Raw genomic sequence first — 22,752 nt, 5'->3', positions numbered from 1 at the left:
CTTACCTTTATATTTCTTTCATTAAAAATAATTTCACCTAAAAATTAAAAGCAAAACAGAACCAACAAATAAAGTAAGCCCAAAAGCACGCAAAAATTTGCTCAAAGCGGCTACTCTTTTATTTTGCAGTTCAGCGAGCATCGCTGCTGCCTCGATTAGCAAAAAAGAAACAGACAAAAAAACAACTGGTATATCGTTCTTCCACAGTGCATAAAATAAAGATCCTATCGCAATAATATAACAAGTTCGCCGCATGCGTATTGATTGCCGATCCGCCATTGATGTATCTGTTTTAACAAAATCATCATCCCACTCTTTTTTTCGCATGTTGCGCCTCCTTTTTCAATCCAGTGCCCATATCTTATTGTAAAAGATTCACCTTGAATAAATCAACCTTTTTAATAAAGAAAAGTTATGCTTCTTAAAAATTATTTAACCTCATTCAACCAGTTTATAACGTAGTACATTATTCACAATTCAGTTTATTCTAAAAATTATGCATAATAGAGAAAAATATATTGACAAAAGCTTTGTTAAATGGTATTTTAATATCAATAAGTAATCAAAAATAGATCATAATGTAACCATAATATAATCATTCAAAAAGTTTAATAAGGAGGAATTTTTATGAAAATCGCATTTGATGTCGATGTTTTATCAAAACAAATGAGCATAACCGATATGGTACATAAAGTCTCTGAATGGGGATATAAATTCATTGAGCAATCGCCCCATCCGCGTATTAATCCTTTTTACAAGCATCCTAAATTTAGTCGCGAATGCCAAAGCGAATATCAAAAAGCTTTAAAGGAAACTGGAGTGGAAATCTCTTCATTTATTGTTGTATATCGATGGTCTGGGCCTACTGAAGAACAAAGACAGTTTGCTGTTAAAAATTGGAAGCGTATGATTGAAATTGCCGTCGATATGAATGTACCCGTAATCAACACTGAACTTTCTGGGGACCCTCACCAGCCAGAGATTTGTGAAGGCATGTGGTATCGTTCCATGGAAGAACTACTTCCTATTATTGAACGTGAAGGCATTCGCATCGAAATCCAGTCACATCCTTATGATTTTTGTGAAAACAATAATGAAACTGCTGATTTAGTAAAATCATTTCGCAGTGAAAATTTAAAGTATTTATACTGTGCAGCTCATACGTTTTTCTACGATCAGGGAAAAGGTAATATAAATGGAATGCTTGATTATGCCGGCAACGATCTGTCACATGTACTCTTTGCCGATACCATGAATCACACACTGGATTGCCGTTATATTCTTAATCCACCTGGAGTCGATGCAACCATCCATCAACATTTAGGTCTTGGTGAAGGAGAAGTGGACTTCAATTGCCTGTTTGAAAAGTTACGTGAAATGAAATTTTCCCAACGAAAATTCAAAGTTGGGGGAGAATCAATTGCCTGTGTTTCATTATTTGGTTATCCTGAAAAAATAGCCAGACAAGCCATTGACACACGTGAAAGAATCGAACAGGAACTTCTCAGTAACTAACTTACTGTCTATTGAAAAAAGCATTGCTAGCTTTTATTCAGTACAGCACTGCTTTTTCATAAATAAAAGAAATAAAGGAGAAATCATTATGTCTACTACAGAAGAAACAGCTTTTTCTATTATATCACTTGCCGGTGATGGCAGAGCCGCGCTGACAAAAGCTTTAAAACTCGCTCGAAAAGGAGACTTTGGTGAAGCAGAAGAAGTGGTTAAAGAAGCCGATGAACATCTTATGAAGGCACATCGCCTTCAAACCGAAGAACTTCTAAAAAAAGAAGCCGATGGCACATTAAAAGACCCTTTCAATGTTTTAATCGCGCATGCCCAGGATTATGTGATGACTGGCATGGTTATGAAAGAAATGACATCTGAAATCATTAACCTCTATACACAAATCAGAGCAAAATAATAAAAACAAAAATACACCAGATATAATTTAGACATAACTAATAGCCTCGCATATTTGAGGTTCTATAATAAATGTTGGGGTAAGCAAAAAACAAATTGCTTATTCCAACATATTTTTTTGCATAAAAAGAGAACATAAAGTGAATAACTCATTTACAATTAAAATTATCACAACACTAACCGAAAGGGGTTATCATTTATGCTCGATACTAAGTTGACTACACTTTTCTTAGACTTAGAAGAACTTTCTATTATAAATGTTACGCAAAATTCACTGACGGTCGTCTCATAAACTCCACATATGCCCGTCCTGCGGGCAGCAGACGCAAACAGTCAATGATTATCGCCTTCAAAAAATAAAACATCTTCCTTTATTACTCAAACTTCGCAGATAAATAATCGCCTATGAGCCTTGAAAATTCAATATTTATGACAATAAAAATAGCATGAACCACAACCATTTTGTATAATAAAATTGCGAAATAAAACCATACAAATGGAGGCTCATGCTATGAAAAGTATAACACAAGACAACCATCAGACGAAATGCCTTTCGGCAAAATCAATGCGATTTTTTCAGCAGTATCGTATTGCCAAAATCTTGCACACCGCCAATGCCAACAAAATCATGGGAATTCCAGCTATGCAGATTTTCCTGCTGGCCGTCAGCATCGTATTCCAGCACAAGTCTCTCTATATGCAGATGAATCTCTATCCGGACACGCTGCCATTCGGCAAGGATACGTTCTACCGTTTCATGAATTCCTGCCATACGAATGCGCAAGTTCACTACACTGCTGAATTCCAGTATCATCCGACACTCTATTGAGCCATTGACTGACGAGAAGAGACGCAATGTACTTATCATCGATGACTCTATTTTTAGCCGGTCTCGTTCGAAAAAGGTCGAGCTGTTGGCGAAGGTATTCGACCATGCACATGGTCTTTACACCTTCGGCTTCCGTATGCTCACTCTCGGATGGTCAGATGGCAATACCTTCCTGCCGGTCAGCCATTGCCTTTTGTCTACGGCGAATCAGAAAAATCGGATCAATGAAGCTTCGACTAAAGTGGATCCACGTACCAACGGAGGTAGGCAACGCAAGCTGGCACAGCTGAAAGCAACGGATGTTGTCCTAAAGCTGCTCAAAGAAACAAAGGCTGCTGGCATTTCTGCGCAGCATGTCTTATTTGACAAATGTTTCTGCGCTCCAGCTTCATTAACAGCCATAAAGGATATTGGTTTTGACGTCATCGCTATGGCAAAGAAAACCAGCAAGATGCAGGATGTTAAAGCAATTTACCAGCAAAATACGAAACGCCGCGGCCGTGCTAAATATCTGCTTTCCGTAGAAGCGGGAGCCGTTAAGGACGGCAAGGCATTCCTGTCCGCTTCGTCTATGTGCATAACCGCAATCGGCGTAAAGACTATCTGGTACTGGTTACGACCGACATGTCCCTTGGCGAAGAAGAAGTCATCAGCCTATATGGGCGACGCTGGGGCATTGAGGTTTTCTTCAAGATCTGCAAATCTTATCTGCATCTCAGTAAGGACTGCCGTTCGATTTTCTACGACGCCATGACCGCACATGTAGCTGTGGTGTTTACCCGATATATGTTGCTGGCTGTAGAACAGCGGGAGAACCAAGATTTGCGCAGTATTGGCGAACTCTTCTATCTGACTATTGATGAATTACCAGATTTACAGTTTCTGGAGGCACTCCATCTTGTACTACTACAATTTGCCGAATTGATTCAGAAAAATTGCTTGCTAAGTGAGCAAGCCGTCCAACTGATGCTGGATTCATTTCTACAGGAACTACCATCCTTATGGGCTGAAAGTCTGCCAAAATCTTCATGATATTGGAATCTACTGGCCGATTTATATTGATTTTTCAAGGCTCACAGTATATTTTTCATGTGCGAAGTTTAAATTCATTAGTAATATGTCAATAAGCAATATCCGGTGCAAACATCGCTGTATTGACATATAGCTACACCCTTTTTTTAGTCATAAATTATCTGATCTTGCAATTTCGTCAGGGATACTATATAGAACGCATTAAACATTTTATGGCAATCGTCAAAATGGGGCATAGGGCTGAGTGGCGTTACATAGGAAGCAAACGATGCCCTATACCCCATTCCTGGCAGACTGATAGACTTGATGGAATTTCTTTAATGCGTTCTATATATATGCTTTTTCTGACGAAATGTTTTTATAGACGTAGTGATACTGATGGTATCGGATAAGGCAAGGGCAATACTATTATGAATAAGAAAAAAATCATTGTTATTGGTGGTCTGGGAATGCTCATTTTAGCGATCGTTTTTGGCCATTTTGCGGCGAATAGCAGTCAGGGGCATAATTTAGCGGTTCAGTTTGGAATTGTAGAAGAGACTGCTAAGCCAGCCACGGTGAAGGCGGTTAAACAGCTGACGATTGATGAGCAGGTCGAAGGCGTTCTCAGTAAAATGTCAGACGGTCAGAAAATTGGGCAGATGCTTATGATTGGCATACAGGGACAGAATGTCGATGATAATTTACGCTATAGTTTGAATAAGTACAATATAGGTGGTATCATTTTATTCGATTGGAACATGGACACACCCCAGCAAGTGCAGAAACTTACTGCTGATTTGCAGAAAGAAGCCAAACAGGCGGAAGATTTGCCGCTTTTTATTGCTGTTGACGAAGAAGGCGGTCAGGTTGTCCGTATGTTACAGTATTTGACCGTGGCACCGGAAGCTGAAAAGTTGGGACAATCTGGAGATGAACAAGCCGTGGCTGATTATGCTCACAAGACAGCAGCTGAAATCAAGGCATTAGGTATCAATGTGAATTTTGCACCGGATGCCGATCTAGGATTGTCACATGGCCGTTCGTACAGTAAAGATCCGCAGCAGGCTGCAAAATTTGTCGCGGCGGCTGGAGCTTATCAGGCCGATCAGCTGTTGTTTAGTCTGAAACATTTTCCGGGTATCGGCAAATCGAAAGTGGATTCGCATTTGATGTCTTCAGAGATTATGGTGACACGTGATAAGTTGGAAAAAGAAGATATCACACCATTTAGGTTCATTATCAATTCTATAGATAATAGTGATTTTTTTATCATGGTTTCACATTTAAAATATCCGGCTCTCGATGCCGAAAATCCAACGAGTCTCTCGCATGCTATTATGCAGGATATTTTGCGTCAACAGCTGCGTTTCAATGGTTTGATTATCACGGATGATATGGAAATGGGCGCTGTAGCAAAACTTTATTCTTTTGATGAACTTGGTGTGCGGGCAGCCATGCCGGAGCGGATATCGTGCTGGTCTGCCATGAATACGATCATGAAATCGCTGCTTATAATGGCATGCTGCAAGCACTGCGTGACGATCGGTTAAGCCGAGACCGAGTTGATGATGCGGTCGGAGGATACTTCAAGTAAAGCTGACCCATATTAATAAATCCTAACAGCCATAACAATACTTTTAGGATTATTAAAGAAAAGTCGTAATTCACCTGCAAAACGCAAAAAAGCCTTATAGAAATTGAGTTATTGCAATTTCTATAAGGCTTTTTTGTCATGATCATTTTTTAAGCTTTAGCATAGTCTTTAAGGATTTTCGCTAAAATCACCCCATGACGTTCTTCATCTTTTGCGCCGGCATCAATTTCAGCAGCGGCTGTATCTAAGCCAAGTGTACGCGCTGTTGCAGCAATTTTGGCAATTTGGACAGCGCCAGCTTCTTCGGCTTTTTGAACCTGCGCCAGCATAGCAAAAATATCCTGTGGAACTTCTCCATTTAATACTGCATATAAACCAGCATGACGGGCTTCATCGTTGGCAATCGTTATAAGCGTTTCGGCTAGATCGTTGAGGCCTTGTTCTTTAGCTAAACGACTGAGTGCATAATAGAGCATCACGCCATGTGCTTCCGCTTTCATGTAAGAATCTACTTGTTTTTCCAGAGCCGTTCCTTTAGTGATTTTATATAAACTCATGGTTCATTTCTCCTTCAAAGATCGTTTTTTCCATTCTAATTTGGGTTTATGCAGTTGGGATGTTGTTTTAGGCTTGTTTCATTGCTGCATCATAATCAATGGTAATACCAACACCAAAATGCACAAATAATTCAGGATAACCATTAAGTGGCAGCCAATAAGAAACCATCTTGCGGCCGGCATACTCTCCTTTAACATAAGTCGCTTTGCCGGATTTTAAGGCCTGATTTGCCAGGCAGCCACGATGTGCTTCTGGAGTTCCCTGCTTTGCACAATTCATACCCACTTCACGCATGCCGCGGCAGGCTTCATTTATTGCAACTACGGTGCGGCTTTTATGTACCAGGGTAACTGGTTCGGGGAAACTGCCCCACATTAATTCAAAAGCTTTTATTACACTAGGATCTATTTCTATTTATAATACATTTCTCTCAGAAAGACGCAGCTGTGTCGATTTTATTGCATGCTTTTGTATTTGATTGCAAAAAATAATGTTTGTTTTTGTTGATCATTTTTCCCGGACTCTCCTTTAATTTTCAAAAACAAGGTATATTATTGATTATAATAGATAAAATATTAGTCCATAAAATTTTAAGGGGATGTCTTACCTGCTGAAAAATTTGATGTCGGTAAAATGGGGTATTACATTAGCTGTGTTAACAAATTTATTGGGATTTGTTCTTGGCGCTGCTATGGGTGGTGCCGAAGCACAGATCAAAGATGCTTGGACGGCAGCAGCTCAGCCAGGTTTGATGACTATTTACCAGAATGATCCACAAAAGATATCGGCGATTGTTGAGAGTTCTTGGAAAATGTTACAGCGGGCCCACATGCATGCAGCAGCAGTTGGAACAGCAGCATTAGTTTTGATAGCAATTTTGGCGCAGCTCAATATTTCGGACTTATCTAAAAAAGTTTTTTCTTTATGTTTGGTCTTGGTGGATTAGGGTATTCTTTTTCATGGTTGTATGTGGCATTTATGGCATCTTCCGTCGGCAGTATACCTCAGACGAAAGATGCCATTCATATTGTAGCAGCATTATCGATCGCTATGCTGCTTTTTTGGTACAGCGTCAGTTTTGGCACTCAGTATGAAAGCTTTATTTACTGCAGCAAAAGAGGACTCTTTGTGATAAACGTGATGGGAAGGTTGAAGTCAAATAAAGAATTTTTGGCAAAAACGGTCATTCATGCGTTGCGAGCCGAAGGATAAGTCTTCAATCAGATTATAGCTTGAACACTGGAATAAATAAGATTGTCTGAGAAACATAGAAATTTTCTTAGACAGTCTATTTTGCGTTGAAAAATTAAAAAAAACTATAAAAAACATTAAATTAGTACTAAAATAATAGAATAATAGTTAAAATCTCAAACTTCGCAGATAAATAATCGCCTATGAGCCTTAAAAATTCAATATTTATGACAATAAAAATAGCATGAACCACAACCATTTTGTATAATAAAATTGCGAAATAAAACCATACAAATGGAGGCTCATGCTATGAAAAGTATAACACAAGACAACACATCAGACGAATGCCTTTCGGCAAAATCAAGGGAATTCCAGCTATGCAGATTTTCCTGCTGGCCGTCAGCATCGTATTCCAGCACAAGTCTCTCTATATGCAGATGAATCTATATCCGGACACGCTGCATTCGGCAAGGATACGTTCTACCGTTTCATGAATTCCTGCCATACGAATTGGCGCAAGTTCACTACACTGCTGAGTTTCAGTATCATCCGGCACTCTATTGAGCCATTGACTGACGAGAAGAGACGCAATGTACTTATCATCGCTGACTCTATCTTTAGCCGGTCTCGTTCGAAAAAAGTCGAGCTGTTGGCGAAGGTATTCGCCCATGCTCATGGTCTTTACACCTTCGGCTTCCGTATGCTCACTCCCGGATGGTCAGATGGCAATACCTTCCTGCCGGTCAGCCATTGCCTTTTGTCTACGGCGAATCAGAAAAATCGGATCAATGAAGCTTCGACTAAAGTAGATCCACGTACCAACGGAGGTAGGCAACGCAAGCTGGCACAGCTGAAAGCAACGGATGTTGTCCTAAAGCTGCTCAAAGAAACAAAGGCTGCTGGCATTTCTGCACAGCATGTCTTGTTTGACACATGGTTCTGCGCTCCAGCTTCATTAACAGCCATAAAGGATATTGGTTTTGACGTCATCGCTATGGCCAAGAAAACCAGCAAGATGCATTACCGTTACCAGGGCAAGATGCAGGATGTTAAAGCAATTTACCAGCAAAATACGAAATGCCGTGGCCGTGCTAAATATCTGCTTTCCGTAGAAGCAGAAGCTGTGAAGGACGGCAAGGCACTTCCTGTCCGCTACGTCTATGTGCATTGCTCAAGTTGAATCCCTTTCTTTGACGTAATGCGTTCCAAATCTTCTGCCCGTTTCTGCTAGAAAGTCTTTGAGATTTCAAATGCTTGGTTTGTGCTTCTAAAGGCATCTTGCTGTGATTCCCATGAATGCACTGTGCTTTTAAGGATTTCCAGCCTCTGCCGTGGCGTCGCCTGATTTTTTTCGATATGAGAATATGTACGGTAAAGCTCTGATAAATCCATCCCTTCAACAAAGTAGCGCAGTAGCCGGACTGCGTCATCCTTTGGAATTTTAAATTCAATATTTAATGGAAGATGCAATTGATAAGAACGCCCAAAAGTTGTATAATCTTTTTGTGTAATATTTGGTTTTTGCATACTTAAATTTTACACGTACTCTCAGACTATTAAAAGCCTGGGAGTTCTTTTTTTTGCAAAAAAAACTGTCGCACGCTTTTGTAACGTGTGACAGCCCCTTTTATCGTATATAATCCATAAAATGTACGTCTTCTCTCGGACCTGCAATATAAATTAAACTGCTGAATTTGAGCAATATTCAATGCACTCAAATTTTAAAATTAGTAGTAATCATCACACAAGCATTTTAAGGCACTGCAAATGAAATGCTTCTCAAAAAGTCGCTTTTAGTGTGTATAAAAATGGCACATCAATGTATACTCAGCAATTGGAATAGAAAAATGTATTCCATACACAGATTCATATGTGCTACTTTATTTATAAAAGCCTGGTTTTTCTATAGCTGGTTTGATTTTTTCGATAGCACCGCTCGTCTGTGCTCTTACTAAAGCATCTGCTGTAATCGCTGCAAGATAGCCATCCCATGTTGTCGGTCCACCAATGATATTTTTTTCCGCATCATTGACCCAGCTCTGGACTTCAGCATCATAGGCATCGTGGAATCTCACGAAACAGTCCGTATCGATAGTTGTCGCAGCTGCTGCATTCTTACGGATGCTCGGGTAAGCCGGGTTCGGCATCTTGATGGCACCATCTTCACAAACCACTTCGCAATTGATATCGTAACCGAATTTGCAATTAACAAATACTTCATTATCAACACAGATGCCATTTTTCGTGCGCAACAGCATAATTTGCGGGTCCTGAAGTTTTGAATGGGAATATTTTGTTACACGCGGCATTAGAACCTGTGCCGACACAAAGTCATCACCTACGAGCCAATGAATAACATCAATTTCATGAATAGCGGTGTCATGTACTGCCATCGGCGTGTCATAGTTCGTGCCAACTTCCGGATTGCGATGCGTGCAATGTACCATTAGTGGTTCACCATAATGACCGGATTTAATGGCTTCCTTTACTTGTAGATAGCCCTTATCATAGCGGCGCATGAATCCTAGTTGGATGAGATGTTTACCGGATTTAACCTCAGCATCAATAACCTCCAAACAATCCTCAGCTGTCGTACACAATGGTTTCTCGCAGAAAATCCGCTTACCTGCTTTAATTGCTAGCAGCAATGCTGCTTTATGTGCAAAGCCAGGGGTAATGATAAATACCGCATTGACCTCAGGATCATTGATTAGATCGATCGCATCTTTATAAATTTTGCAGTCTACACCAGCAACTGCAGCACCTTTCTTAGCCAGCTCATCCACCATATCAGCCACAGCGACAACCTTTGCCCCCTGAGTTCTTTCCGTCAGACGTTTAATATGATCTCTGCCCATTCCGCCGCAACCAATAACACCTACATTTAACATAATAATTTCCTCCTCTAGACTTATCGTATTTTTTATTTCTGTGTATTTTAGGGATCGCTGATAAATTCACCATTCCTTAAAAATTTCTTTTAATAACAGTCTCTGATTTTTCTTTACCAATGCGATAGACTTCATCTGGATTCATCTTGTAATATTCTGGGCGGAAAAGCTCGAGCGATACAATATCCGCATTCCAGCCAATCTTCTTAAGATTCTGGAAAATTTCATCAAGATTTATACAGCCCGTTCCTGGCCATACACGGTCTTCATCCAACAGAGAGCCAATTGGAAAATCCTCTGTATCATTGAGATGAACGATAAAGATTTTTTTGCCATCGGCCTTTGCCAGATCTTCAACGTTGGAATTCATTCCATGAAAATGGAAACAATCAAGAGTAATGCCGACATTATCCATAGCAACTTCCTCGATGACCGAATATGCTTCACCAAACGTATTAATAGATGCTGCAGGATGACCGATGAATTCTACCGATATACGCATTTCATAGCTCGCAGCAATCTTCCCCATTTCCTTCAGGCATTTCACAGCGGATTCATGGATTTCCGTACGCGTAACTTTTTTAAGATCAACAGTCGGTACTGTAATAACAGTTTTGCAGCCAATCTTCTTCCCCCACGCACACATCTGGTGAAGTTCTGCCAGAACTTTCTGATAATCTTCTGGTGTACGGTTGTTAAAAAAGCAAAGCGTATTAAAAGCCAATGGCTTTACATGGTGCGTTTTGAAATACTCTCCCAGATCATCAATCGTATGCGTTTTCAAATAATCGGGTAAGCAATCCATCGTGCGCAGTTCGATCATGTCATAGCCATATTTCTCACAAAGCGCCAAATCTTTTTCCAAATTGGATTTTTCCAAAACTGTAGCTTCATTCATACTCAATCTCATTGTTTTTCAATCTCCTTTTTGTTCTTTTCTGTGCACAATTTATAAATTAATGCTTACTACACAAAAACTGTTTTTTTAATATCTCCCAGTTTAAGCCTCTAAAAACCATATTCAATGTAGAAACCAACAGCGCTATCATTGTTACTTTAGATAAGTACAAGGATAAACATCATTCTTTTTCCTTGCAGTATAACCAGATTATCACTGTTTCTATAGATTTTATCTGCCGCGTTCGCTTTGGGTAACAATCATCTTTGGTCATGATAATGTTCAACTTCAATTTTGAACAATTCGCCCCACCTTGTGGTGATATAACTCAATTTCTCCTCACCATCTCAATCAGTTCAACAAGCGTTTTGCAATACTCACGCATTTACTATAACTTCAGTTACTCTAGAAGACTTATGGTTTGTGCAATACACATTAAGTTAATTATAATGTAATATTCAGAAAAATACTTTGTTTTTTCTGTTCGTTTTTAAGCAAAAAAAAGAGTGCAAACCCCAAGTTTTGCACTTTTCTGCAAAAAACATATCCAACCCACTCATTTTTTCTGCCACAATTCGTAAATTTGATTGAGTTGTTTATATTGATTAGCGCCCACTCTATATTTTCGATAGCTTTGCGGTGACATTCCCACAATTTTTTTGAACTGGTTATTGAAATAGCTAATACTATCATAGCCTGCGCTTTCACTAACCTCGGTAATCGAAAGGTCGGTACTGATGAGCAAACTTTGTGCCCGACCAATACGCCGCCGAATAATGTATTGAATGGGCGAAAACCCCGAACGCTTCTTAAACTGATGAGCAAAACTCGATGTACTCATATGTGCCCGAACGCTGAGTTCCTCCACCGTAACCTCCTCCAAATAATGCTGATCGATATAACCTTTAAGCTCGAAGAACAAACTATCTTTATTGTTCTTCTGTTCTTCTGGTTCGTGCGGCACCTGATGCAACAGCATGACCAAGAGTGCATACATTAAATAATGACAAACGGCTCCGCCCTGCATCCGCCCTTCCAGAATCTGATCATATAAAGCATCGAACAACGCCAATATACGTCCGCTCATCATTCCAGTATGCAATATCGGCGAAGCTGCTTCCTCTAGCAGATGGTTTTCTGGTAAACCAGCCAGCTGTAAACCCATGAGGCCGCAGTTATAGAACCAGAGACCTTCTTTTGGGTCTGCACATTCATCATGTAACATACCGCTGTTATAAACAACCATATCACCAGCCCGCACGTCATACACCCGATTTCCAATGCGAATATTGCCGCCTCCTTTGCTAATATACTGTAACTCAAGATGATGTTCATGTGAATGAAATGCTGCTGGCATACTCGTCTGCTCCTGGTCCGCATAACAAACATAGAGCAGTTGCAGCTCCTTTTCGGAAAACTCCGGCTGGAACACATTTTTATTATAGTAAACTACAGTCATACTTTGATACCTCTTTACTGCCAAATAATTAACTTTCCTACCTACATTTTAACAAAAAACGCACCGTAACGACAGTAGTAACAGATGTAAAAACTGCAGAGTGGATTGTATATTTATTAAAGCATGATCTTGTGAAAACAAACTATTATTCCCATCGAAAAGAAAGGAAATATAAAACTGGCAAACGTAATTACAAATATTAATGATGAAATCGCATTACGTATTTTAACTCAATTATGATCTTCCGTCTATTCTTGAAAAGTATGTGTAGAAATCTCTTTCAATACGCTTTCAGTCCCAGCTTTCGATTCACTGATTTTGACAAGAATATTATCCGATTTATTAACTATATCCAAAATTCCCCCAGCAATCAAGGAATACCATTCCTAATAAATACACTGTCATAACATTTCATCTCCTATTCTATAAATTTAAATTCAAAATACACAAAGTTACTCAATGAGTATATTTTGAATAAAAATGGATTTTAAATTCAAAAATAGCTAATAAATTATTAATATATTGATTATATTATGATATTAATTTAATTGCATTATAATGTAATTGCACCAATATAGTCAATAATTAATTTTTATAAAACAAACATAAAAACCTGCTAACAAAAGTCAATCAAAATCAGATGAAATTTCTTTAGATATTTTATTGCATACGAATAGTCCGACACTATTTTAAATTTTTGCCCCGGTTCTGCGTATGTCATTTTTATGCCAGATGAATACGAAAGTTGGAAATAGTCGCATGATTCGGAGGTGCTTATCCTCAAGGAGAAACATGAAATTGAGGTCTCGTCTGTAGGCCTGCTCTATTTTGCGGGAGTTACGAATACAGTTCATGTGAGCATATATAATGATTTCCAGAATCTTCCATAGTACCGCCTGATTTTTCTTGATTTGCTTTTTTGCATACTTAAATTTTACACGTACTCTCAGACGATTAAAATCCTGTAAGTTCTTTTTTTGCAAAAAAAAGTTGCCGCACGTTTTTGTAACGTGCGACAGCCCCGTTTTTATTTTTATTTATATATTTCCTAATATGAAAGCACCATCACCCGTAAGATGCAGCTTTGTTTGATGATGCTGTTTGAGCGTATCACGATGACCAATACTTATCATCACCATCTGTGGCAAATTTTCAGCCAGCAGTTGATACATGATTTTTTCAGTTGCTTCATCCAATGCCGATGAAGCTTCATCTAAAAATGTCCAATCTGGACGAATCAGTAATACGCGCGCAAAGGCAATGCGCTGCTGTTCTCCCAAAGATAAAATTCTCGACCAATCCTCCACAACATCCAGCCTATTGATCAATTGTCCCAACTGGCAAAGCTGCAAAACATTCTGGATTTCATGATCACTCACCGCAATGTTTTTCTCGGGATAAAACAAGACAGTTCTAAGATTTCCCAGTGGCAAATATGGCCGCTGCGGTAAGAACAACCGGCTCGTTCCTAAAGGAATGGTAATATTGCCTTTACCGAATGGCCAAATACCCGCAATCGTCCGCATCAAAGTACTCTTTCCACACCCTGAAGCTCCCGTAATCAAAAGTTTATCACCTTGTTTTAAAACAAAGCTGCACTTTTTCAAAAGAACCTGGCCACTAGGAAGATCCACTGTTAAATCTTCAATCGCAATCACTTGACCATTTTTCTTAAATTGCAAATCTGATTGCACATTCTCCACCAATTGCATATGTTCCGTAAAACCAACCAGACGTTTTACAACGGCAAGCCATTGCGCTACAGATGTATAGGCATCAACAAAAAATGATAAAGCATCCTGCACTCTGCCAAAAGCACTAGTCGTCTGCATAAGTCCACCCAAAGCCATTTCTTTGGCAAAATAACGCGGTGCAGCAAATAAGAGTGGAAAAATTATCGCCAGCTGTCCATACCCGGCTGTAAACCAGGTCAATGCTTTTTCTCGACGCATCAAACTCCAATAATTTTTTATCACCTTAGCAAACCGCTCCGAAAATCCCGTTTTTTCTGGCTCTTCCCCGCGATAAAATGCTATACTTTCACCATTTTCTCGAACTCGCACCATATTGAAACGAAAATCAGCTTCATAACGCTGCTGATCATAATTTAAATGGATCAATTCGCGACCTACCCGATGCGTTAAATAGGTACCCGCAATTGCATAAATCAAAGATAACCATACCATATATCCATATATAGTAAATTCGTAACCACCAAACGGCACCCGAATGATACCTGATAAATTCCAAAGGATCATGACAAAAGCACCTAATGTAGCGGTTTGTTTCAAAAACCCCAATGCCAACTGTAATGTCAAACTCACAAACTGATTGATATCTTCCGAAATACGCTGATCGGGATTATCTGTATCATAGTCTAAGATTTGTAATTTATAATAAGTCTGCTTATCCATCCAATGCTCTAAATAACGAGTTGTCATCCAGGTCCGCCACTTTATCTCGACCATTTGCCGAAGATAAATTGCATAAACAGCAATGGCGATATGAACAACAGCCAGCAATGTGAACCGCCCAATCAGCGGCCAGAATGCTTCATAATTATAATCCTGCAAGGCAGTATAGAAAGTGTTATACCATTGATTGAGCAACACTAAAATATAAACTGCGGCAAAATTAAGTACAATAACGGCCCCCAATAAACCTCGCGCCTTCCACTTTTCATCTGAACTCCAATATCCTTTAAACAGCCGCCAAAAATCAGCCAAGAACTTCTTATTCATTACTTCACACCAAGCTTTCCCTCTATCTATAAATCAAATCCACTGTAAATATCTCCTAGTATAAACTTTATTGAACATTATCGCAAGAAATATCCCCTCAACTATATATAAATAAGCTAAATATGATAAAATAAACGAAGACACTTTATGATATAGGAGATATGATTATGGAAATTTTATCCTACACCTCAGCCAAAACTGCAATTTTCATTACCCTAATCTTGATTGGGTATGCTATTTACATTGAATTCCGCAGCAAAAAAATGATTGCGCTCTTTCTGATTAGCATTTTGGGTGCATCTATTTTTGTCTTGATGACGCACGTTACAACACCAGAAGCAGCAATGACAATTGCACAAAAAAATCAAATTCTCCAACAGCAGCACACTTTTATCGATTGGTATACCAATTATAAAAAAGACATCGACCTTCTGGATAGTAACTGGCAGCAATATGATAAAATACTACAGTCTTTTAAAAATGATGACATCAGCATTCAAACCGTATATCTACGATTGACGCAATTACAAGAACAATCGCTTGCACTTAAAAATAAATTTATCCAGCAAAAACCTCCCGAAAGTTTAGAAGATACAAATTATACTCTGACCGCAAAAATAATTGAGAAAACGAGTAATTATATTACAATGCAAACAGATGTTATAACAAAGTCAAAAGCTGCTGTTGATCCAGCTAACCTCAAGACCAAAAGCCATGATGAACAAGTACAAATACTCGAACGAATCATGACGATCGGCGCCCCTGCCCCTCTCACCATTGCCGACGAAGTTGCCGTACTTAAGGAAAATTTAACACTCCCTGATGAAAAATAAATAAAGCAGCCATTTTGAACTATTTACTGGTTACTTAACAGACTGTTCAAATGGCTGCTTTATTTTGTTTTGTATCCATGTTTATTGAGTACAAATCCATTGTTCGTTAAAAAAAGTGCCGCTATAAAATTTTTACAGCGGCTATATAATCATCACAAAATGATGAAGAGGGCCTCAACCGTGTATAACATCCGTATACTCTGGAAAATCAGATAATCTGTCAATTGGTTCAAACCCAACTGCCCCGGTAAACTTGCCCCGTTGCCAATCTTCTTGTGTTGACCAAAACATTTCGGTAAAATCCGTTTCATTGAAAGCACTGATTTGATATTCCTGTAATTCAGGAATAAATGTACCTTCTGAACCTACTTCAGCTGAAAATTCAGTGACAATACGAATGTACTGAGCTGGTGGCAAACCTTCTAAAACAATATAGTTTGTTCCATTTTTAAGAATAATTTGTTGACGTGCTTTAATGGAAGCACCATCATCTGATACCTCAACACTCGCTTTCATTCCTGCTTGCAACGGGAGTTTTGCTTTTGTTTTCAACTGTTTAAAGTTCCAATATTTTTTTTCAGTCTTATATGCTGGATCAAATACAGCTGGATGACACCATTCCGTTGTATGTGTCCCCACTGTTAAAATATCATGAAAATCAAGCCACACTGCCATTTTCTCAGCCTTTATGCCAGCTTTTTGCGGCTGTTCATAAATCTGCCGATTTTCTTGTTCTGATAAATGATCTTTATAAAAGCGGACTTGACTTATTTTTGCCGGAAGATGCGTAAAATATTTAGGTCTATCAATTTCTGTTATCACATGACCTATATAGGAGTATCCAATAAAAATTGGTTCATTTTCCCAATTTCGCAGTTTGGTATCAGCAGCAATTCCTGAAACATGGGCCACACGTTTTCCATTACAATATGAATTCCCCCCTATTTGCTTATCAAAAGTCAATGTATATTGTGTCCATTGGTTCAAGTTGACCATACCGCCCTGCCATGAATATTCTGTAATATCATGGCAAGTCCCCCATTTGAGTCCACCCGCACGTTCAACAACCATCCTCATTAAATAAGTTGCTCCCCAGCCAACCGATTTACCCTTTACCATTAAAGGATTATGCCCCATTTCGTTCTGCTTGGCCAAACGATCTACATTTGCCCAAACCATTCCACTAAAAGCATTCTTTACTCGCAAATTGGGTCGCGCCGGTATCTCAATATAATCACCATATTGCTCCAGACAAATCTCAACTTTGTCGGGTCTTGTGATCACTTTTGGATTGCCATGCAAAAGTGCATAGTTTCCCTGCCCTGATTTATCCTGAATTCTTGGTATGATCCGAATCGGTCCAGGAATTTTAATATCACGCGGCAATTGATCCGCAATACTAACCTGATAACTTCCACCCTGATAAAATTTATAACAAAAATCAACCTGTTTTTTTTCGTGCCCCCGAAAAAATATATTTTTAGTTTCAGCAATTCTTTGATCAATATATAAATGGACGGGAACAAAAATCTCCCGATCCAAATTATTCGTTGCTTCAATGCTTGCCATAAGCAGACTTGCATGTTTAACATGATCTAACGTAAGTTTCATATACTGAAATGTCAACTGTTCTGGCTCAAAAACCGTGATATTTTCACTGACATTTTGGACTTTAATTTCATGCTGACCTTGATTAACTGCTCTATACAGCATTGTAAAGCTGCGCTTTTCTTTTTCATTTAAAACAATGACTCTTTCTTTGTCCGCAGGTCCAAATAAATTCATGATATTTTCCACATTATTGTCAAAAAGCTGTAATGTCACCTCGGCCAGACCCCGACCAATATTTTCAGCAATTCCTTTAATTTCAACCTTTCCATTGTTATCAATACGGCGAATTTCAACTTTAGAAATTGAAATTTTAGGTTCATCATGAACTAAAAGCACACGATCTACAAGTGCTTCATTCCCTAATTTCTGTGAAAATCCATATGTTTCACATTGCAAATGTTCTTCTTCAATAGTAAGTAATGTGTAATTACTTTTTCCCATCGCTACAACTTCCGGAAACTCTTCTAATAGTCGATGTTCGCCTCCGCCCGTATCCAGCTCACATTCCGGTTCCTGCGTACTGCCTTGACTAATATAAACTGTTTTAGCACCAACTTTGGGATCAATTGATACTGTTTTTACATAATAATGCAGGTGCCCCCCGATCACCAAATTTACATTATAAGCTTCAGCAACCGGCACAATATAACGATTATTAAATTCATCTGTATACGGGTGATGAAGAACCAGTACACGCCAAGCTGCGTTTGCCGCAGCTTCACTCGCCAAATCCTGCTTAATCCAATTCAATGTCTGCTGGATGGTCCGCTTTGTTTTGGCATCTGCCTCCACCCCAGAATTAATTGCATTCATTTCAAACAGACCCCAAGAGTTGCTATCTACTAGCGTAAAATGTGTTTTGCCGCAATCAAACGAATATGTGCGACCGGTTTCATCACATCGACATGTTTTCGCCTGTGGTTTTGTAAAAAACTCATCATAAAATGGTCCATCATCATGATTACCCGGAATATAAAAAACGGGTATATGCTTTAACAACTCTGGTATTTTCTTAAACCAATTATTTACATATTGTTCATGTTGGTAGCCTGTTCCAAAAGAAATATCTCCACTATGGATGATAAATTCCGGCTTTATCCGTTCCACCATATCTGAAAACTGTTTTTCTGTATGAAAAAGATGTGAATCACTTAGCATTACAATTTTTAGTTCATTTGGTTGTTTTTCTAACGTTTTAAAAGTTCCTGATTCCATCGCACCCGAATGCAATTTAATTTGATACATATATTTTGTATCCGGCTTTAAATCACGTAAAACTGCTGTATAAAGACAATTCCCCTTATTATTATCTTCATATGGAATTTCACGTTCAAAATTCGGTGTCATCGTCTGATTTAAAAATTCTTGTTCACCATAAATCACTTGAATATCCACCGGAGAGTTTGTTTCCCAGGCAATCGTCATATGTGATGCTGCCGGGTCCAATAAATACGGTCCATTTAGTATAAAAAAATTGCTATTCATATTGCTGCCTCCCCGTTACTGCATCGTCTAATTTGTGTAAAGCCCTAATGTACAGCCTTGTTAAAATTTTGATCTTTATGCCTGCGTTTTCTTTTGCAGTTTCTCATCTAAATTCTTATTGTTGGAACTTTCATTGTGCTTTACTTTTTTAGCCCATAGCGTCGGAACAATAAGAATTGTCATAAGCGCAACTGCACCAATCCAAAAAAGCATGATATTTTCAAAATGATAAATCACCTGACCATCTACAACCGTCTTAGCGGCATCCATAAGCAACCCATTAATCAAATCTTGTGCCGCTGCACCACCATAAGATAATAACCCAATTGTTCCCATGGCGGCACCTGTCGCTTTACGTGAGCAAAGATCCACCGCAAGCATGCCGCCAACAAAACACAAAATAACCCCTAACCCAAATCCAAAAACCGAAATCCATAGCATATCAATCCAAGGACTGCCTGCTGGTGTATAACAAAAACCTATAATTCCAACCAGCATCATACAACCAAAAACAATCGTCGTCAAAGCATGATTTGCTTTGAATATCTTATCCGAAATAATGCCAGAAAAGAATGAACCAACACCTCCCATTAAAGGTGATAAAGCCATTATACTACCAGCTGTCACGAGAGAATACGCTTTATATTCTTGTAAGAATATAACCCCCCAGCTGCTCATTGAGTATCTTGCTATCCCAAGACAAGTTGCCGAAAGAGCAATCAACCAGACATATGGGTTTTTTATAACTTCTAATTGTGCATCCCGTGTTGTTTTTTCTTTTTCTTTTTTTTCCTGAAGAACTTCACCTTCAAATTCATTTGCTGAAGGCAGTCCATAAGCTTCGGGACGATCATACATATAACGATACATGATAAAGGCTAAAACAATACAAGCAATTCCCGGAACAAAAAAGGCTGCATGCCAGCCAAAAGCAACCACAAGCATCGCCGTTCCAAAATATGTTGCACCTTCTCCGATATAATGAGCAATACTGAATACACCATAATACGTGGCTAGCTGGCTTTTTGAATACCATTGCGCCAAAGAAACAATACATGGTGCTGACCCCATCGATTGAAACCAGCCATTTACAAACCATAAAGCCAAAAAAATCCAATATTGGCTAGAAAATCCCAAAATGAAATTTACAATTGCCGCCCCCAATAACCCAATTGGCACAATTTTTTTTATATTGCAGCGATCCGCAATAAACCCATTCAAACATTTCCCGACAGCGATAGCAATAAGCATGGCTGCACCGATTTGTCCAAGTTCTGTCGGTGTAAAACCAGCTTCAATCATTGGTTTTTTTACAACCCCCAAGGTCATTCGCATAACATAATACATGCCATACCCAAGAATCATCGCTGTGACACCTTGTATTCTGGCACTACGAAACATTTTTCTCACCATCGTTGGATCTGTGATTTTGGATTGCTGCTTACCTGTTAAAAACCATTTTAACATAAAAATAGACCTCCTCTTAAAATTTCAATAATCATACAGTAAGTAAATGATACATAAGATCTTTGTCAGTTATGCGCAAGATATTAATTTTCAATAGAAAATTAAGTGGCTTTTCTCTGGCATTTTTGTTAGTATAATATAAATAGTTTCATCATGATCATATTTTGAAACATTTAATATTATATTATGTGTACTTCTTGTCCTCTGATTCTCATTATAGAGACAGTTTGAATACTGTATCTTTGAATTCTTGCTATTTTATAAGCAAAAAAGACAAAATACTTTAAATTTTTGCTCTTTTTGTAAAATCTTAAAAACTGCAGCATTCAATAGTACAAACCGTGTCTATATAATTAATCAGAAGGGAGATATTTTTATGTCACAATATTTTGCCCAGGAGACATTCACCACAATTTTTGAGCTGAACAGCGTACCGGCTTTAGCCTACATCGGCAAAACAAGTCAAACGACCACGCCCCTGCCTCGAACATTCCATGTTCATCACGATTTAGCAGAAATTATTTTTATTCGTCACGGGCAGGGAACCTATACCATTAATAATCACTCCTATGAAATAAAAAAAGGAGATCTTATTTTTATCAACAGCGGTATTCTTCACAATGAAAACAATGAACAGAATTCTATAAGTACCTATTGTATTGGCATCAAAAAACTTCGTTTAAAAAGTTTAGCTGAAAATCAATTGTTGCCCAATACTATGTGTCCAGTTCTCCAAAGCGGCATGCTTTTTTCACGCATACATCAGTTTTTTTCAATTTTGGCTTATTTCGTTGAACATAATTTAGAACCTGGTGCCGCCGAAATTGGGAACTGCACAATGCGGTCTTTATTAGTCCTATGCCGGATCTTAATCGATAATAATAAAGTCGTGTTAGAAGGTGAAGATTATAACCTCGGCTTACGAATCAAGGAATATATTGATGAACATTATCTCGAAGATATTAATCTCTCAACCATCTCAACCGCCATTCGTGTTAATACATATTATCTATCTCATGTATTTAAAAAAATAGTGGGATACTCACCCATGCAATATGTTATTCATCGCCGTATTGGTGAAGCCCAAAACCTCCTCATCAATACCGATTACAGTATCACACAGATTGCCTTAATGAGCGGATACAACAATTCAAATTATTTTCAAGTAGTCTTCAATACCATGGTTGGTATGCCTCCCGGAAAGTACCGTAAATCATGGTTAAATAATTCTTCTAAATAGTAGACTGCTTTTATCGATTAACATACAAAAAAAGTTCTTTGCCGTTAAACAAATTGTACTTAATTTAACGACAAAGAACTTTTTATTTTCCTGTTTTATCAAAAAATTCTGGGACATCCGTTTCTTTCACCCACGATTTACGATAACGTCCTGGCGACATTCCAACGATTGTACTAAAAACCAGTTGAAAATAATTCGAATTATTATAACCTACCCGCATAGCTATTTTTGTGATACTATCCTCCGTATTAATCAATAAGTTCTGCGCTTCCCCCACGCGGCGGCGCATTACATATTGCATGGGAGAATAACCTACCATTTCTTTAAAAACATGTGATAAATAATATGTATTTATATGTAAAGCCTCCGAAATTTTACTTAAATTCAAATCTTCTAGATAATGCATATCAATATACTGTTTGATCTGTATACCTAAATTATACGGAATTGGTGCCATCGGCACTTCATATTTTTCGATACAATCATGAACTTTCACAACGAAAGCCCGCATCAGGTAATGGCTCATTTCCGTCTTGCAGTTCGTTTCTTCTTTCACTGTATCGCAAAGCAGCAAAAATATTTGTTTTACTTTTTCAAAATCTTGGTCCAAGTGAATAACCGGACACATCAAATTCGATAAAATTTCATTTTTTCCCAAACCCGTAATTTGAAGATTTTTAATAGCAGCACAGTATGTTAAAATATTCTGATCTTCACAAACTGCCTCATCATGAATAACACCACTATTAAAAAATAATAAATCGCCTTTTTGTACATGATATTTATTATTATGAATCGTATAGTCACCAAAACCTTCTACAATCAAAACAATTTCCACCCGATCTTCATGTACATGCATTGTCCGCGGCATTTTAGCATGCACAGGATCGACTTCACATACGTATAAAAGTTCCGGATTTTGATTCTCAACAAAAATCGATGACAATTTTTCTTTGACAAAATACTGCAGCAAACGAATCACCCACTCTATAGTTAATCGAAAATTCTAATATTTATT

The 22,752-nt window shown here is 38.4% G+C and carries 21 protein-coding genes and 3 pseudogenes; 12 read left to right on the top strand and 12 right to left on the bottom strand.

Annotation, left to right across the window (positions count from 1 at the left end; genetic code table 11):
- Positions 1-33 precede the first annotated feature (33 nt).
- A complete protein-coding gene (locus BMY14_RS00275; RefSeq protein ID WP_019554268.1) occupies positions 34-327 on the bottom strand; it encodes a hypothetical protein in 294 nt (97 codons plus the stop codon).
- 300 nt (positions 328-627) lie between these two features.
- On the opposite strand from BMY14_RS00275, the gene BMY14_RS00270 reads away from it, so the two are divergent.
- The 3 genes from BMY14_RS00270 (at position 628) to BMY14_RS21135 (ending at position 2,318) form a co-directional block, all read left to right on the top strand.
- On the top strand, positions 628-1,515 hold the full coding sequence (locus BMY14_RS00270) for a sugar phosphate isomerase/epimerase family protein (protein WP_019554267.1): 888 nt from the start codon (positions 628-630) through the stop codon (positions 1,513-1,515).
- Between the two features lie 88 nt (positions 1,516-1,603).
- Positions 1,604-1,924: a PTS lactose/cellobiose transporter subunit IIA gene (locus BMY14_RS00265; protein WP_019554266.1), complete on the top strand. Its 321-nt coding sequence runs from the start codon at positions 1,604-1,606 to the stop codon at positions 1,922-1,924.
- Positions 1,925-2,222: 298 nt separating this feature from the next.
- Positions 2,223-2,318, top strand: a complete 96-nt coding sequence (locus BMY14_RS21135; RefSeq protein ID WP_071595054.1) for a transposase family protein — start codon at positions 2,223-2,225, stop codon at positions 2,316-2,318.
- A 167-nt stretch (positions 2,319-2,485) separates the two neighbouring features.
- On the opposite strand, the gene BMY14_RS20785 is transcribed toward BMY14_RS21135, so the two are convergent.
- Complete coding sequence (locus BMY14_RS20785; protein WP_019554265.1) at positions 2,486-2,737, bottom strand: hypothetical protein; 252 nt, start codon at positions 2,735-2,737, stop codon at positions 2,486-2,488.
- On the opposite strand from BMY14_RS20785, the pseudogene BMY14_RS21100 reads away from it, so the two are divergent.
- From BMY14_RS21100 to BMY14_RS00250, 4 genes and pseudogenes are all read left to right on the top strand, one after another.
- Positions 2,700-3,200, top strand: a pseudogene (locus BMY14_RS21100) (transposase); the annotation flags it as partial. The gene BMY14_RS20785 and the pseudogene BMY14_RS21100 sit on opposite strands and share 38 nt — an antisense overlap.
- Before the next feature lie 176 nt (positions 3,201-3,376).
- Positions 3,377-3,457: pseudogene (locus BMY14_RS21095) on the top strand (hypothetical protein); the annotation flags it as partial.
- A 45-nt stretch (positions 3,458-3,502) separates the two neighbouring features.
- Positions 3,503-3,784, top strand: a complete 282-nt coding sequence (locus BMY14_RS20780) for a hypothetical protein (RefSeq protein WP_245542121.1) — start codon at positions 3,503-3,505, stop codon at positions 3,782-3,784.
- Between the two features lie 410 nt (positions 3,785-4,194).
- Entirely contained in the window at positions 4,195-5,316 is a 1,122-nt protein-coding gene (locus tag BMY14_RS00250; RefSeq protein WP_051083350.1) for a glycoside hydrolase family 3 N-terminal domain-containing protein, read from the top strand.
- Between the two features lie 193 nt (positions 5,317-5,509).
- Here BMY14_RS00250 and BMY14_RS00245 read toward each other — a convergent pair whose 3' ends face one another.
- Both BMY14_RS00245 and BMY14_RS00240 read right to left on the bottom strand, forming a co-directional pair.
- Entirely contained in the window at positions 5,510-5,917 is a 408-nt protein-coding gene (locus BMY14_RS00245) for a ferritin family protein (RefSeq protein WP_091828308.1), read from the bottom strand.
- A gap of 67 nt (positions 5,918-5,984) precedes the next feature.
- Positions 5,985-6,293 (bottom strand): hypothetical protein, encoded by a 309-nt coding sequence (locus tag BMY14_RS00240; protein WP_091828307.1) that lies wholly within the window; start codon positions 6,291-6,293, stop codon positions 5,985-5,987.
- Positions 6,294-6,540: 247 nt separating this feature from the next.
- Here BMY14_RS00240 and BMY14_RS00235 point away from each other — a divergent pair, with 247 nt between their 5' ends.
- The 3 genes from BMY14_RS00235 to BMY14_RS00225 all read left to right on the top strand — a co-directional run bounded on the left by BMY14_RS00235 (position 6,541) and on the right by BMY14_RS00225 (position 8,289).
- Complete coding sequence (locus tag BMY14_RS00235) at positions 6,541-6,864, top strand: hypothetical protein (protein WP_091828306.1); 324 nt, start codon at positions 6,541-6,543, stop codon at positions 6,862-6,864.
- The gene (locus BMY14_RS00230) at positions 6,843-7,130 is read left to right on the top strand and encodes a hypothetical protein (RefSeq protein WP_019554261.1); all 288 of its coding nucleotides are present in this window, start codon (positions 6,843-6,845) and stop codon (positions 7,128-7,130) included. The genes BMY14_RS00235 and BMY14_RS00230 overlap by 22 nt, the downstream gene beginning before the upstream one ends.
- Positions 7,131-7,599: 469 nt before the next feature.
- Positions 7,600-8,289 carry an IS4 family transposase gene (locus BMY14_RS00225; protein ID WP_091828305.1) on the top strand — a complete coding sequence of 230 codons (690 nt, stop codon included), beginning with the start codon at positions 7,600-7,602 and terminating at the stop codon, positions 8,287-8,289.
- A gap of 131 nt (positions 8,290-8,420) precedes the next feature.
- Here the strand turns inward: BMY14_RS00225 and BMY14_RS00220 are convergent.
- The 5 genes and pseudogenes from BMY14_RS00220 to BMY14_RS00195 form a co-directional block, all read right to left on the bottom strand.
- Positions 8,421-8,636: pseudogene (locus tag BMY14_RS00220) on the bottom strand (IS5/IS1182 family transposase); the annotation flags it as partial.
- Positions 8,637-8,989: 353 nt separating this feature from the next.
- A complete protein-coding gene (locus BMY14_RS00215; RefSeq protein ID WP_019554257.1) occupies positions 8,990-10,000 on the bottom strand; it encodes a Gfo/Idh/MocA family protein in 1,011 nt (336 codons plus the stop codon).
- A 76-nt stretch (positions 10,001-10,076) separates the two neighbouring features.
- Positions 10,077-10,910 carry a sugar phosphate isomerase/epimerase family protein gene (locus BMY14_RS00210; protein ID WP_019554256.1) on the bottom strand — a complete coding sequence of 278 codons (834 nt, stop codon included), beginning with the start codon at positions 10,908-10,910 and terminating at the stop codon, positions 10,077-10,079.
- 544 nt (positions 10,911-11,454) lie between these two features.
- On the bottom strand, positions 11,455-12,357 hold the full coding sequence (locus tag BMY14_RS00205; RefSeq protein ID WP_019554255.1) for a helix-turn-helix domain-containing protein: 903 nt from the start codon (positions 12,355-12,357) through the stop codon (positions 11,455-11,457).
- 1,037 nt (positions 12,358-13,394) lie between these two features.
- Positions 13,395-15,098 carry an ABC transporter ATP-binding protein/permease gene (locus tag BMY14_RS00195; protein WP_091828304.1) on the bottom strand — a complete coding sequence of 568 codons (1,704 nt, stop codon included), beginning with the start codon at positions 15,096-15,098 and terminating at the stop codon, positions 13,395-13,397.
- Positions 15,099-15,265: 167 nt separating this feature from the next.
- Here BMY14_RS00195 and BMY14_RS00190 point away from each other — a divergent pair, with 167 nt between their 5' ends.
- Positions 15,266-15,931 (top strand): hypothetical protein, encoded by a 666-nt coding sequence (locus BMY14_RS00190; protein WP_091828303.1) that lies wholly within the window; start codon positions 15,266-15,268, stop codon positions 15,929-15,931.
- Positions 15,932-16,105: 174 nt separating this feature from the next.
- Here the strand turns inward: BMY14_RS00190 and BMY14_RS00185 are convergent, their stop codons facing one another.
- Both BMY14_RS00185 and BMY14_RS00180 read right to left on the bottom strand, forming a co-directional pair.
- Positions 16,106-19,027 carry a metallophosphoesterase gene (locus BMY14_RS00185; RefSeq protein WP_091828302.1) on the bottom strand — a complete coding sequence of 974 codons (2,922 nt, stop codon included), beginning with the start codon at positions 19,025-19,027 and terminating at the stop codon, positions 16,106-16,108.
- 75 nt (positions 19,028-19,102) lie between these two features.
- Positions 19,103-20,494: an MFS transporter gene (locus BMY14_RS00180; protein WP_091828301.1), complete on the bottom strand. Its 1,392-nt coding sequence runs from the start codon at positions 20,492-20,494 to the stop codon at positions 19,103-19,105.
- 376 nt (positions 20,495-20,870) lie between these two features.
- Here BMY14_RS00180 and BMY14_RS00175 point away from each other — a divergent pair, with 376 nt between their 5' ends.
- A complete protein-coding gene (locus tag BMY14_RS00175; RefSeq protein WP_019554249.1) occupies positions 20,871-21,734 on the top strand; it encodes an AraC family transcriptional regulator in 864 nt (287 codons plus the stop codon).
- Positions 21,735-21,816: 82 nt separating this feature from the next.
- On the opposite strand, the gene BMY14_RS00170 is transcribed toward BMY14_RS00175, so the two are convergent.
- A complete protein-coding gene (locus BMY14_RS00170; RefSeq protein ID WP_245741180.1) occupies positions 21,817-22,707 on the bottom strand; it encodes an AraC family transcriptional regulator in 891 nt (296 codons plus the stop codon).
- Between the last annotated feature and the right edge of the window lie 45 nt (positions 22,708-22,752).

The sequence above is a fragment of the Propionispira arboris genome (assembly GCF_900109225.1).
Classification (GTDB): Bacteria; Bacillota; Negativicutes; order Selenomonadales; family Selenomonadaceae; genus Propionispira; species Propionispira arboris.
The sequence above is the reverse complement of the archived record's forward strand: the minus strand, read 5'-3'. Positions and strand labels throughout refer to the sequence as shown.

Bases quoted from the DNA above. Each gene is read 5' to 3' on its own strand.
- BMY14_RS00275 (WP_019554268.1), bottom strand. From the start codon at position 327: ATGCGAAAAAAAGAGTGGGATGATGATTTTGTTAAAACAGATACATCA.
- BMY14_RS00270 (WP_019554267.1), top strand. From the start codon at position 628: ATGAAAATCGCATTTGATGTCGATGTTTTATCAAAACAAATGAGCATA.
- BMY14_RS00265 (WP_019554266.1), top strand. From the start codon at position 1,604: ATGTCTACTACAGAAGAAACAGCTTTTTCTATTATATCACTTGCCGGT.
- BMY14_RS20785 (WP_019554265.1), bottom strand. From the start codon at position 2,737: ATGATACTGGAATTCAGCAGTGTAGTGAACTTGCGCATTCGTATGGCA.
- BMY14_RS20780 (WP_245542121.1), top strand. From the start codon at position 3,503: ATGACCGCACATGTAGCTGTGGTGTTTACCCGATATATGTTGCTGGCT.
- BMY14_RS00250 (WP_051083350.1), top strand. From the start codon at position 4,195: ATGAATAAGAAAAAAATCATTGTTATTGGTGGTCTGGGAATGCTCATT.
- BMY14_RS00245 (WP_091828308.1), bottom strand. From the start codon at position 5,917: ATGAGTTTATATAAAATCACTAAAGGAACGGCTCTGGAAAAACAAGTA.
- BMY14_RS00240 (WP_091828307.1), bottom strand. From the start codon at position 6,293: ATGTGGGGCAGTTTCCCCGAACCAGTTACCCTGGTACATAAAAGCCGC.
- BMY14_RS00235 (WP_091828306.1), top strand. From the start codon at position 6,541: ATGTCGGTAAAATGGGGTATTACATTAGCTGTGTTAACAAATTTATTG.
- BMY14_RS00230 (WP_019554261.1), top strand. From the start codon at position 6,843: ATGTTTGGTCTTGGTGGATTAGGGTATTCTTTTTCATGGTTGTATGTG.
- BMY14_RS00225 (WP_091828305.1), top strand. From the start codon at position 7,600: ATGAATTCCTGCCATACGAATTGGCGCAAGTTCACTACACTGCTGAGT.
- BMY14_RS00215 (WP_019554257.1), bottom strand. From the start codon at position 10,000: ATGTTAAATGTAGGTGTTATTGGTTGCGGCGGAATGGGCAGAGATCAT.
- BMY14_RS00210 (WP_019554256.1), bottom strand. From the start codon at position 10,910: ATGAGATTGAGTATGAATGAAGCTACAGTTTTGGAAAAATCCAATTTG.
- BMY14_RS00205 (WP_019554255.1), bottom strand. From the start codon at position 12,357: ATGACTGTAGTTTACTATAATAAAAATGTGTTCCAGCCGGAGTTTTCC.
- BMY14_RS00195 (WP_091828304.1), bottom strand. From the start codon at position 15,098: ATGAATAAGAAGTTCTTGGCTGATTTTTGGCGGCTGTTTAAAGGATAT.
- BMY14_RS00190 (WP_091828303.1), top strand. From the start codon at position 15,266: ATGGAAATTTTATCCTACACCTCAGCCAAAACTGCAATTTTCATTACC.
- BMY14_RS00185 (WP_091828302.1), bottom strand. From the start codon at position 19,027: ATGAATAGCAATTTTTTTATACTAAATGGACCGTATTTATTGGACCCG.
- BMY14_RS00180 (WP_091828301.1), bottom strand. From the start codon at position 20,494: ATGTTAAAATGGTTTTTAACAGGTAAGCAGCAATCCAAAATCACAGAT.
- BMY14_RS00175 (WP_019554249.1), top strand. From the start codon at position 20,871: ATGTCACAATATTTTGCCCAGGAGACATTCACCACAATTTTTGAGCTG.